8 protein-coding genes are annotated in these 11,931 nt (G+C 64.6%); 6 read left to right on the top strand and 2 right to left on the bottom strand.

Annotated elements, in window-relative coordinates; translation table 11 throughout:
- The first annotated feature begins 178 nt into the window (after positions 1–178).
- Positions 179–499 (top strand): DUF1476 domain-containing protein, encoded by a 321-nt coding sequence (locus CQW49_RS19230; protein WP_003612576.1) that lies wholly within the window; start codon positions 179–181, stop codon positions 497–499.
- 61 nt (positions 500–560) lie between these two features.
- Positions 561–1,301, top strand: coding sequence for a tRNA pseudouridine(38-40) synthase TruA (gene truA, locus CQW49_RS19225; protein ID WP_003612577.1), 741 nt, complete (start codon positions 561–563; stop codon positions 1,299–1,301).
- A gap of 13 nt (positions 1,302–1,314) precedes the next feature.
- On the opposite strand, the gene CQW49_RS19220 is transcribed toward truA, so the two are convergent.
- The gene (locus CQW49_RS19220; protein WP_003612579.1) at positions 1,315–1,629 is read right to left on the bottom strand and encodes a hypothetical protein; all 315 of its coding nucleotides are present in this window, start codon (positions 1,627–1,629) and stop codon (positions 1,315–1,317) included.
- A 121-nt stretch (positions 1,630–1,750) separates the two neighbouring features.
- A complete protein-coding gene (locus tag CQW49_RS19215) occupies positions 1,751–3,358 on the bottom strand; it encodes a L,D-transpeptidase (RefSeq protein ID WP_003612581.1) in 1,608 nt (535 codons plus the stop codon).
- A 299-nt stretch (positions 3,359–3,657) separates the two neighbouring features.
- Between CQW49_RS19215 and CQW49_RS19210 the strand changes: the two genes are divergently transcribed.
- The 4 genes from CQW49_RS19210 to CQW49_RS19200 all read left to right on the top strand — a co-directional run bounded on the left by CQW49_RS19210 (position 3,658) and on the right by CQW49_RS19200 (position 11,909).
- The gene (locus tag CQW49_RS19210; RefSeq protein WP_003612582.1) at positions 3,658–7,716 is read left to right on the top strand and encodes an RHS repeat-associated core domain-containing protein; all 4,059 of its coding nucleotides are present in this window, start codon (positions 3,658–3,660) and stop codon (positions 7,714–7,716) included.
- A complete protein-coding gene (locus CQW49_RS24785) occupies positions 7,659–8,366 on the top strand; it encodes a hypothetical protein (protein ID WP_003612583.1) in 708 nt (235 codons plus the stop codon). Before CQW49_RS19210 ends, CQW49_RS24785 begins: the two co-directional genes overlap by 58 nt.
- Before the next feature lie 284 nt (positions 8,367–8,650).
- Positions 8,651–9,349: a class I SAM-dependent methyltransferase gene (locus CQW49_RS19205; protein ID WP_003612585.1), complete on the top strand. Its 699-nt coding sequence runs from the start codon at positions 8,651–8,653 to the stop codon at positions 9,347–9,349.
- An 88-nt stretch (positions 9,350–9,437) separates the two neighbouring features.
- Positions 9,438–11,909, top strand: a complete 2,472-nt coding sequence (locus CQW49_RS19200; RefSeq protein WP_244441275.1) for a TIGR02302 family protein — start codon at positions 9,438–9,440, stop codon at positions 11,907–11,909.
- The last annotated feature ends 22 nt before the right edge of the window (positions 11,910–11,931 follow it).

Below are 11,931 nucleotides of genomic sequence, written 5' to 3'. Positions count from 1 at the left end.
CTTTCCGGCGGCGGTTACAACCCGCGACGGGAGTCTAGCCGAATCGGCGAGCGGTTACAACTTGACTGAATTTTTATCAATCGGGGTGAACGTCATTAGCATTCCACCCTAAATCCGAATATAGGGCGCATGCCTCGCGAGCGCTTCTCGCGAGGCGGCCGAAACAGTCGAGGTCCAGATGAGCACGTTCGATAAGCGTGAGGAATCCTTCGAGAAGCGCTTCGTTCACGAGCAGGAGCTGCAATTCCGCGCCGAGGCCCGGCGCAACAAGCTGTTCGGCTTGTGGGCGGCCGAGCAGCTCGGCAAGAGCGCCGCCGAGGCCGAGAGCTACGCCGCGGCGCTCGTCGCCGCAGAGGCCTCTGCCGATGCGACGGAGCTGGTCTTCGCCAAGGTGAAGGCCGATTTCGAGGCGGCGGGCGTCGCGCAGTCGGACCATCAGATTCGCCGCACGCTCGACGAATTGCTGGAGACCGCCAAAGCCGAGATCAAAGCCGGCTGACGCATTCACGACATTCGAGAGAGGCCGACGCCGGCCTCTCTCTTCCAGCTCCCCCTGCTCAATGCCCCGCTTCGCGCTCATCATCGAATATGACGGCGGCCCGTTCGTCGGCTGGCAGCGCCAGGAGAATGGCGTCTCGATCCAGCAGCGGCTCGAGGAGGCGGTCGCGGCGCTCGAGAGCGGCGCGCGGCGCGTCGTGCATGGAGCGGGCCGCACCGACGCCGGCGTGCATGCGCTCGGACAGGTCGCCCATGTCGATCTGACGCGCGACTGGCGCGCCGACCGGCTGCGCGACGCGATCAACGCCCATCTGCGTCCCGACCCGATCGCCGTGCTGGAGGCGCGCGGCGTCGCCGAGGGCTTCGAGGCGCGTTTTTCGGCGGTGCGCCGTCACTATCGCTACATCATCGACAATCGCCGCGCGCCTTTGACGCTGCAGCGCGGCCGCATGTGGCATGTGAAGCGCCCGCTCGACGCCGCGGCGATGCATGCGGCGGCGCAGCTTCTGGTCGGCCGCCACGACTTCACGACCTTCCGCTCGACCGAATGCCAGGCCGAATCGCCGATCCGCACGCTGGAGCGGCTCGACGTGCGCCGCGAGGGCTCGCTGATCGAGATCACGACCTCGGCGCGGTCCTTTCTGCACAATCAGGTGCGCTCGCTGGCCGGCTCGCTGGAGCATGTCGGCTCCGGCCGCTGGAGCGCCGCCGATCTTCGCGCGGCGCTCGAGGCGCGAGAGCGCGCCCGCTGCGGCCAGGTCGCCCCGCCGCATGGGCTCTATCTCGTCGCCGTCGATTATTGAGCAGGCGCCCCGCTCACTCGATGCCGGCCTCGCGATTGCGGGCGTTGACGGCCTTGCGCAGCTGGTCGTTGATCGCGACCGGATCGGTCGGCGAAGGCTTGGCCATCAACAGCGCGCCACGCACCACCGAGGCCTCCTCGGCCGTCAGCACGACGGGCCCGGCCATGAAGGCGGCGTTGGGGAGCGTATGCAGAATGGCGCGCTTGTTGGGATGATCCTTGACCTCGACGACGCCCTCGGCGACCGGCTGGCCGTCGATGCAGACGAAAGGACCAATGACCTCGACCTTGCGGCCGTCGGAGGTCTCACGGATGAACGTCTTTTCCATCGATTTTTCTGCTCATGCTGGTGAGTTCGGAAGGCCGGTCCTCGGCCGAGCAGAACGAAGCAATCAGCGTGCCGCATAGCCGTCCCGCGAGCCCGAGCCGGACTCGCGGGATGCAATGAGGTCATCGCAGCTTCACCGTCAGATCCGTGCCGACGGCGCCGGTCTCGACGCTCGGCGGCTGATCGGAGACGATCAGCGAGCCGCCGAGCCACAGGCGCTCGGCGATGCGGTCGCGGACGTCCTGCGCGATCTCGATGCGGTCCAGCGCCTCGGCGGGACTCGACGCCGGGCCGCGCGATATTGAGCGCTCCTCGACCAGCCCCTTCTTGCGGCGCTCGCTGCGCGCCTCGGCGTAGCGCGCCGGCAACGAGACCACCGACCATTTCAGATCCTTGCCGCCATTCTCCGTCGCCGTGGCGATGAAGAGATGCGAGCCCAGCGCCATCTCCGGGTCGCGAATCGTCGCCGGCGCCTCGAACAGCGGCGTCAGCCCCTGGCGCACATAGACCTTGCGGTCCTTCTTGCTGACCAGAACCGAGATCGGCGTGGTGCGCAGCCGCGCATCCTTTTCCGCCTTGCTGGCGGCGGCGACGGCGAGGGTCGCCTCCTTCGAGCGCCGCACGGCGTCCGAGAATTCGGCGGCTCGGGCGGCCGAGGCGGCCTTGGCGGCGTCGAGCTGCGTCGTCGCCTCGGCGAGCGCGGCCTCGGCGGAGGTCTTGGCCACCGCCGCCGCCTCCTTGGCGGCCTCGGCCTTGCCGTCGCTCACCGGCGCTGTTTCGGGCGTCGCCGAGGCGACCGCCGGCCGCTCGGCGGCGGTGCGCGCCGTCTCGAAGCTCTTGGCCGCCGCTTCCGCCTTGCTCTTGGCGCTCGCCTGCGCCGCTTCGGCCGCGCGCAGATCCGCCGCGGCGCGCGCGACATTCTGGCGGGCGCCGGCGATGGCGGCGTCGGCGTCCTTGGCCGCCTGCGCGGCCGCGGCCGTGTCGGCGGCGGCCTTCACGATCAGCCTGTCGGCGAATTTACGCGGATCGAGCAGCTTCGGCTCGCTCGCGTCGCTCACGGTCGCGCCGTCGGTCGCGGGTTCCGCCGCGGCCTCGATCTGCATCTTCGGCGAGGGCAGCGAAGGATGCGAAATTTCGGTCGGCGCCACCTCATGCGGCGAGATGACGACGCGCTCGCCGATGCGCGTCAGGCCCCAGAGCTTGGAGGCGAAGCCGCCCGGCAGACGAATGCAGCCATGCGAGGCCGGATGGCCGGGCACGACTCCGAGATGCATCGCCACCCCGGACCAGGTGATGCGCTGCATGAACGGCATGGGCGCGTTGGAATAGAGGTTGGAATGATGCATGCGCTCGCGGCCGATGATGGTGAACATCCCTTCGGGCGTCGGATGGCCGGGCATGCCGGTCGAGACCATGGAGCGCTCGACGAGGCCGTTGTGATTGTAGATGGAGATGCTCTGATTGCCGATCGAGATCACCGCGAACAGCGGACGATCCGGACTGGGCGCCTCGACGCGCTTCTCGCGCGCCGCAGGCTTGGCGCGCCGGCGCGCCTTGCGCGCGGGCGGCGCCTCGGCGGCGGGAGGCTCTGGCTGGAGCGCCACATCCTCGCCGAACGCCAGCGCCGGCCCCGGCTCGAGCCAGAGAGCGGACGCGGCGAACGCCGCAGCGAAACCAGAAACAACGCAGGCGACCCCGCGGCGACGCGCCACAGCACAAACTCTCGACATGATCCGAAGTCTCCCAAACCCAGACTTTCGGCTTAACGCTCGAACCCGCCCCGCCGCAGGCGCGATCGATCGAGGCTTCGCACGACTTGGTTAAGGATTCGCAACCGGGTTGCGCTCGAGACGCGGCTTCGTGGCGCGAGCGGCGGCGGCGTGGAGCCATGAACTCGAACATGAACTTGACAATAGCCGAGCGGCGAGTCTTCATAGTGGAGGTCAAGCTGGTCGGCGACGCTCTACTCTGAAAAACTTTTTTTGCATTTAGCGCGCAGTTTCAGCAGCAAATTTCGGAGGCCAGTTATATGAAAAAAAGGATTTCACGATTCGAGCTTCTTGTCGCGATCGTTTTCGGCGCCTTGATGTCTGGGCTCGGCTTTCCCGGCGACAGTCACACGCGCAGCTCCTTGTGGTCGATCCCGGTGATTGGGTCCGCGTATGCGGAGACTGTCGGTGGTGAAGACCTTGGTGTGGAATGCGACAGCCCCCCCTGCCGTGTCGCGGCCGGCGCGCGTCCGACCACGGCGCTCACGAGCTTCATCGAGGATAGTTCTGAGACCACCTACATCGACGGTCGGATCAATTACGCAACCGGCAACTCGTTTTGGACAGAAACCGATTATACGACGGCCGGAAATTTCCCAATCGTGCTCGCCCGCTACTACAACAGCCAGCGCGACCCTTTCAGTCAGATGCCATCATTCGGAGACACATGGAGTTCTTCCTACAGTCGCTCGATAACCCTCACAAAAGACATACGCAATTGGGTCGAATACCACACCGCTCTCGTGACGCGCGACGACGGACGAATCTTAAAATTCAAGAGGACCGTCTGGGTTACCGGCCCCGAGCCGTGGTCTGCGCCGGCCAACTCCAGCTACCGGCTGGAGGGCGGTGGTGGCGGTGAGGAATACAGACTAATCACCGATAAAGATGAAACCGAAATATATAACACATCTGGACAGCTTATCTCTGTCACTGATCGCACAGGCGTCAAGATTGCGATCGGATATGACGGCTTGCAGCGTCTTTCGACAGTTAGCGACGTCTTCGGTCGTACGCTGACATTCACATATAACGGAGCGTCATTCCAAATTTCGGAGGCTCGGACGCCGGACGGGGGCGTCTACAGATACGAAATTGACTGGACTAACTTCCAACTGAAAATGGTTCAGTTTCCGGATCAGTCAAAGCGATACTACCAATATGACCGCTCTTTGCTGGCAGACGTATTGGACGAGAACGGCTCTAATTATGCGCATTTTTCTTATGACCAGCTTGGACACGCTGTTTCTACGGAGAGCGGAGACGGAGCAGGAAAGTACAGCCTGGATTACAGCGGCCTGCCATCGAACTCTGTCACGGTCACGACGCCGCTCGGCGCCGTGAAAAATTTCAACTTCGTGAAAATCGACGACTTGGCGAAGACGCTCGAAGTACGACGGCGTATTTGCGCCACTTGCCCCACAGTGCTGAGCGACGCGAGAACTTATGATGACCACGGTAATCTGACCAGCTACACTGACTTCAACGGCAATCGGACGACGATCGCCTACGATGGGGCCCGTCATCTGCCCACTTCCAAAACGGTCGCCGCCGGAACGGCGGTCTCGCGCACGATCACGACGGAATGGCGCACCGATTTCCGCCTACCGGCGAAAATATCCGACTATCAGCGTGAAACCACCTTCACCTACGACGCCAAGGGAAATCTGCTCACCGAGACGGTCGCTTCTGGGTCTTCATCGAGCACACGCTCCTACACCTACAACACATTCGGCCAAGTACTCACCGCAACGGACCCACTGGGCCGAGTGACAAAATATGCCTATGACGCCATGGGCAATCTCACGAGCGAGACCAATCCCCGCGGCCATGTCACGGCGTATACGAGCTATGACGCCAATGGCAGACCGCTGACGATCCAAGACCCGAACGGCGTCGTCACGACGCTGACCTATAATTTCCGCGGCCAGATCACCTCGCGCGTCACCCTCGGGCAGACGACGACCTACACATACGACAAGGCCGGCCAGTTGATTAAGGTTCGGGAACCTTCGGGCGCCGGGCAGGACTTCGGCTATGACGGAGCGCACCGGCTCACCGACATGCGCGATAGAGCTGGCAACCACCGCATCTATACGCTCGATGCCGCTGGTGGTCGGATCAAAGAAGAGGTCTTCGATCCGAACGGCGCGCTCCTTCGGACGCACAGCCGCACCTACGACAGCTACGAGCGCCTGTCCGAAGACTTCGGCGCGGCGGGCCAAGCTTCGAAATCCTGGTATGACGCCAATGACCGCGTCATCAGCTCGAAAGACAAGAACGGCAATGTCACGAATTTCACCTATGACGAACAGAACCGGCTCACGGAGACCCGGTGGCCGGACGCGAGGAAGATCCGCAACGCCTATGACGCCAACGGCCGCCTCGCCAGCGTCACCGACCCGCGCGGTCTGGTGACGCGCTACGCGTATAATTTTCTCGACCTGCGGGAGAAAATCACCAGCCCCGACACGCATGTCACCACCAAGACCTATGACGCCGCCGGCAATGTGCTGACCTCGACCGACGCTCTCGGCCAGACGACGACTTACCTCTATGACCAGCTGGGCCGGGTGGTGAAAGCGACCTATGCCGACGGCTCCAAAGCGACCTATGTCTATGACCAGGGCGACTATGGGATCGGTCGCCTCACCTCCATGACCGATTCCACCGGAACGACCAGCTTCGCCTATGACGCCTTCGGCCATGTGGTGCAGAAGACCCAGACCATCGGCGCCGTCTCGTTCACGACGAAATGGTATTATCACGCGACCAACGGGCGCCTCATCGGCCACACCTATCCGTCTGGTTTCAAGCTTCTCTATTCCTACGACAGCATCGGGCGCGTCAGCGCCATCACCCTCCAGCAACCGGACGGGACGACGCGGTCGACGCTGATCGGCGCGATCTCCTACGGCCCCTTCGGGCTCGTCACATCTTGGGATCCGAATGTTTCCGGCGGCGGCTCCTATGTCCGCAAATTCGATCTCGACGGGCGCATCAAGACAATCACCTCCCCGACCGGCAACAGGCTGACCTATGCCTTTGACCCCGGCGGGCGCATCACGTCGATCTCGGAAAGCAACCTTGCGGTCAAGAGCTTCTCCTATGACGTCAACGACCGCCTGACCAGCTATGTCCGCGGCTCGAATTCGATCCTCTATGAGTATGACGCGACGGGCAACCGCACCTCGGCCGGGGACGCCGCCTATACGATCGTGCCGACCAGCAATCGTATGAGCGATGTGACGTACAGCTCGGGCACGACCCAATCCTTTGTCTGGGACCAGGTTGGCGGGCTGCGGAACCAGGCCGGCGTGTTCTCCTTGAGCTATGACGCGCGCAATCGCCTCGTTGCGGCCAAGGTCGGCGCGCTGACGACGAGCTATGGCGTCAATGATCTCGGCCAGCGCGTGACGAAGAACGGGGCCAGCGGACTGGTCGAATATGTCTACGACCTTTCCGGCCATATCATCGGGACCTATGACGCGAGCGGCGCGGCGACGGAGGAGATCGTCTGGCTCGGCGACCTGCCGGCGGCGACGCTGCAGGGCGGCGCGGTCTATTTCATCATGCCGGATCATCTCGGCGCGCCGCATGAGATCGTCAATGCGGCGAACGCCCGCGTGTGGTTCTGGGACCACGACCCGTTCGGCAATGGAACGCCGACGGCGGCCGCGGGCTTCTCGCACGACCTGCGCTTCCCGGGCCAGATCTACGATTCCGAGACGCGCCTGCACAATAACGGGTTCCGCGACTATTCCCCCGCCCTCGGCCGCTATGTCCAGAGCGACCCAATCGGGCTCGACGGCGGGATCAACACCTATGCCTATGCGAAGAACAACCCGCTCAACCTCACAGATCCGACCGGGAATAACCCTATTGCTGTTGGAATTCTGACATGTGCTCAAAGTTCTTTGTGCAGTGCTGCCGTAGCTGCGATCGGAACTTGGTGGGGAACGAGGACAATTGCAGTTTCTCAGGGAGATCGATATCTTTCTGCTCCCCCTCCTCCAAATGAGGGGGATTCGGCTCCGCATGGAGCGGCAGATCATAATAAGGCAATCGACGATAAAGTGGCGGAGATAAAGGCGGAAGGCGCGAGAGATATTCGTAAAAATCAGGCCCAAGTTGACGCGGAGGGAAACAAAGTCGGCAGCAATCGCCCGGATCTGCAGTGGACCGATTCACGAGCGCGACGGCATGTGCTGGAGGTTGGCCGCAACAATGCACGCCTTCAGAGGCAGAAGGATAGAATTTCATGCAACGACCCAAACTGCGACGTCACGACAAAATACATCGGTCAACCGAACAGATGAGTATCCTCACCGCATACGAGAACTTTACTTTCTCCATCATACCTTGCGATCTGCATGTGGCGCGCGAAATGATACGGAGACAGGGCGCTCAATGGGAAAACATATTTGAAATTGATGAGGATGTGCACCGGGATGTCAGAATTATATACGATTCACCGGACGGCCCAAAGCGATATCCTTCTATTAACGTTGGAATTTTGTTGAGTGAGGTGGATGGAAACGATGGAAAGAAAACATTATTTGTCAGCAGTGTGACAGACGGATATTCGTCGATGATATTCTGCATTTCAAAGCTTATTCCTGGAGCGCATTTTAAGTTTGATGTGTCTCGCCCCGATTTGTTATATCCAGGAAACGCGATCCGTGTCCTCGAGGATGGAAAAAATGTTCGCACAGTCTATAGCATGCGTGACGGAGAGCGTTGGGTCTTCTTCGAGAATGGTCATCCATTTCCGTTTGAAGAGACTGACTTGTACCTTGCTCGTCGAAAAAGGGATCGCCTTACCCCAGAGATCATTTCGACCTACCTCGAGCGGATCGGCTACGGTTCACTGAAGCGAGAGTTTTGGATCAACGCTACCGCACCGGCGCGCTTGTTGGCTATGAGCAGTTTTAGGTTTTGTCGCCCCGATGATAATATAAATACATGAAATAATTACGAATTATATATATTTCCTGACAAGCTGGCGGCGCAATGGTCGCTTCGCGCGCCGCATGAGATCGTCGATGCGGCGAACGCCCGAGTGTGGCTCTGGGACCATCACCCGTTCGCTCGCGATCTTGCCAATCTTTCCAGGCGTCTTATGCTCCAAGCCGTTTTTGTGAAGCCCTGGTCGGGGCGCCGGAGCGGCTCGATCGGCGGCTTCGTCGATACTTACGCATATTGACGGCGCTGTCGTCGTCGCGGCTCCGAAAGCCCGGGAGAGTCATTGCAATGCTGGATTTTTCACACACGAAAATCGATTTCCGTCGATCGATCTTCAGCTACGACAAGGTGCTGGCCGCGATCGATGTCCTTGTCGGCCCCGCTATTCGCAAGAGAGCCGTTCGCAACAGCGCCGCCCTCGCGAATGAGACGAAAAGAGGGGGCTATCTCGATATCGGCTGCGGAGCCAACGCCCTCCCCGATTTCTGCAATTTGGATTACAGATGGGCCCCCGGCGTCGACATCTGCTGGGATGTGACGCATGGGCTGCCGTTCCCCAATGAATTCTTCGCCGGCGTGTTCACGGAGCATATGCTCGAGCACCTCGCCTTCGCCGACGCCCTGGCGCTGCTGGCGGAAACCCGCCGGGTTCTGCGCGCCGGCGGGACATTGCGCGTCGTCGTTCCTGACGGCGAGCTGTATTTGTCGGAATACGCCAAGCACTTGGCCGGCGGCGCTTCCAGCATGCCCTATGCCGAATATGACGCCGCGAATTTTCCCTTCGTCACGCCGATCATCAGCGTCAATCGCATCTTCAGAGAGCACGGACACCAGTTCATCTGGGACCATGAGACTCTGCGGCTCGCTTTGCTCGGGGCCGGGTTCGCCAAGGTCGAAAAACGCGCCTTCGGCGAAGGCGCAGACCCGAAGCTGCTCTGCGACAGCCCGAGTCGCCGGCTCGAATCCCTCTATGTCGAGGCGAGCTGAAATTTCGCTCCCGCTCGCCCCTCGCGCCGAACCGGCGTAGACTGCGGCCGGACCGCGCGCCCTGCCCTCGCCGCATGTGGCGCGCTAGATGTCGCAGATCGCCGCCGCCGGCGGGACGGGCCATGGAGCAGGCGTCATGAACTTCGCCCGGAAACGAGACCCTTCGCGGCCCCAGGCCTCGCCGGCGCTGGAGCGCCTCGTGCGGCGCGCGCTCGCCGCGCTCGCGCTCGAGCGGGGCGCGCGCGTGGCGGCGGCGCTCCTCACCCTGCTGCTCTTCTTCCTCGCCCTCTCCTTCTCGGGCGTGTGGCGGGAGCTCGGCCCGAGCCTGCGCATGGCCGGCGTCGCCGCTTTCGTCGCCGCGGCCGCATGGGTCCTTTTGCGCGAGGCGCTGCGCGGCCCGCCGCGGCGCGCGCAGGCGATGGCGCGGCTGGACGCGGCTCCCGGCGCCGAGCATCGGCTCGCCTCCTCGCTCGAGGACAGTCTCGCCGGCGCGCACGACGCGCCGACGCGCGCGCTGTGGGATCTGCATCGCCGGCGGCTCGAGCACAAGCTCACATCGCTCGCCCCGCCCCGGCCCGAGCCCGGCCTGCCGCGCTTCGATCCGCTGGCGCTGCGCGCCGCCGCGCTCGTCGCCGCCATCGCCGCCGCTTTCGTCGCCGGGCCGGAGCGCATGCCGCGGCTCCTCGCCGCCTTCGACTGGGACTCGGCCGGCGCCGACGGCGGCGCGCGGATCGACGCCTGGCTCGACCCGCCCGCCTATACCGGCCGCTCGCCCGTCGTGCTGCCGCGCGGCGGCGCGCGCGTCGCCGCGCCAATCCATTCCACTCTGGTGGTGCGCAGCTTCGGCGGGCGCGGCGTCGCCGCGGCGGGCGCCGGCCTCACGCCGCTGCCGCAGCGGCCGGCGCGGCCGGGGGCGAGCGAGAGCGAGGAGACGTTCAAGCTCGACGGCGAGGCCACCCTGTCGCTGCGCGGCGGCGGCTCATTCGATCTCTCCGTCATCCCCGACCGTCCGCCGACCATCGCGCTCGTCGACCCGCCCCGCGGCTCGGCGCGCGGCTCGCTGACGCTCTCCTACCGCACCGACGATGATTATGGCGTCGCCGCCGCCGAGGCGACCGCGGCTCTGCCGCCCGCCGCCGGCCGGCCGCCGCGCTCGCTCTATCCGCCGCCGCGCCTGCCACTGGCTCTGCCGCCCTCCCCCGCCGGGCTCGGCGAGGCCAAGGCGACGGTCGACGTCTCCGATCACCCCTGGGCCGGCGCCCGCGTGCTGCTGAGCCTCGTCGCCCATGACGAGGGCGGCAATCAGGGCGTCTCGGAGCCGGTCGAGACGGTGCTGCCGCAGCGCCGCTTCACCCAGCCGCTGGCGCGCGCGCTCGCCGAGCAGCGGCGCAATATCGCGCTCGACCCGGACCACGCCTCGCGCGCCCTCGTGGCGCTCGACGCGCTGAAGCTGGGCGCCGCTTTGTTCGAAACGCCCTCCGCCATTTATCTCGGCGTCGACTCCGCCAAGAACCGGCTCGAGCGCGCCCGAGACGACGATGATCTGCGCGAGGCCGCCGATCTCTTATGGGCAATGGCGCTCAGCCTCGAGGAAGGCGACGCCGGCGAGGCCGAGCGCGAGCTGCGCGCGGCGCAGCAGGAACTGCGCGAGGCGCTCGCCCGCGGCGCCGGCGAGGAGGAGATCGCCCGCCTCACCGAGCAGCTGCGCAGCGCCATGCAGGCGTTTCTGAACAGCCTCGCGAAAAGCGACAAGCAGGCGCCGCCGCAGGCCATGGACCACGACGCGCAATCGCGCGCCATCGGCGAGGACGAGCTGCAATCCATGCTGAACGAGATCGAGAAGGCGGAGCGCGCCGGCGATCTCGCCGAGGCGCAAAGACTGCTCGACGAACTGCAGAACGTGCTCGAGAATCTGCAGCCGGCCCAGGCCGGCCGTCCCGATCCGCGCGCCCAGGCGATGGGTCATGCGCTCGACGAGATCGACAAGTTGACGCGCGAGCAGCAGCAATTGCGCGACGAGACGAGCCATGGCGCCGAGCAGAAGAGCGCCAAGGGCCGGCCCTCGGCCGAGGCCGAGACGCGCGGCCGGCAGCGCGCGCTGCGCGACCGGCTGGAGAAGGAGCAGGAGCGGTTGCGCCGGTCCGGCGAGCCGGCGCCGCAGGATTTCGCCGACGCCGAGCAGGCGATGAAAGAGGCGGAGCAGGCGCTGGGCGCGCCCGGCGAGGGCCGGGGCCGCGCCGTCGACGCGCAAGGCCGCGCGCTGCAGGCGCTACGGCGCGGCGCGGATCAGCTCGCCGAGCGGATGCAGGGCGAAGGCGAAGGCGAGGAGGGGCCGTCTCGCGGCCGCCGCGCCGGTCTCGGCCAAGGCGAGGACTCCGATCCGCTCGGCCGGCCGAGCGGGCGCCGACGCGCCCAGGATTCGCGCGCCCGGCTCGATCCGCTGGGCCTGCCGCCCGCCGTCCGCGCTCGCCGCGTGCAGGAAGAGCTGCGCCGCCGCCTCGGCCAGCCCGAGCGACCGGCCGACGAGCTCGACTATTTCGAGCGGCTGCTGAAACGATAAAGATCAGCCGATTCTCGACGCG

The sequence above is a fragment of the Methylosinus trichosporium OB3b genome (genome assembly GCF_002752655.1).
Taxonomy (GTDB): Bacteria; Pseudomonadota; Alphaproteobacteria; order Rhizobiales; family Beijerinckiaceae; genus Methylosinus; species Methylosinus trichosporium.
The sequence above is the reverse complement of the archived record's forward strand: the minus strand, read 5'-3'. Positions and strand labels throughout refer to the sequence as shown.

Excerpts from the sequence above, each read along its gene's own strand:
- CQW49_RS24785 (WP_003612583.1), top strand. The coding sequence starts at position 7,659 with ATGCAACGACCCAAACTGCGACGTCACGACAAAATACATCGGTCAACC.
- CQW49_RS19220 (WP_003612579.1), bottom strand. The coding sequence starts at position 1,629 with ATGGAAAAGACGTTCATCCGTGAGACCTCCGACGGCCGCAAGGTCGAG.
- CQW49_RS19205 (WP_003612585.1), top strand. The coding sequence starts at position 8,651 with ATGCTGGATTTTTCACACACGAAAATCGATTTCCGTCGATCGATCTTC.
- CQW49_RS19200 (WP_244441275.1), top strand. The coding sequence starts at position 9,438 with ATGTCGCAGATCGCCGCCGCCGGCGGGACGGGCCATGGAGCAGGCGTC.
- CQW49_RS19210 (WP_003612582.1), top strand. The coding sequence starts at position 3,658 with ATGAAAAAAAGGATTTCACGATTCGAGCTTCTTGTCGCGATCGTTTTC.
- CQW49_RS19215 (WP_003612581.1), bottom strand. The coding sequence starts at position 3,358 with ATGTCGAGAGTTTGTGCTGTGGCGCGTCGCCGCGGGGTCGCCTGCGTT.
- truA (WP_003612577.1), top strand. The coding sequence starts at position 561 with ATGCCCCGCTTCGCGCTCATCATCGAATATGACGGCGGCCCGTTCGTC.
- CQW49_RS19230 (WP_003612576.1), top strand. The coding sequence starts at position 179 with ATGAGCACGTTCGATAAGCGTGAGGAATCCTTCGAGAAGCGCTTCGTT.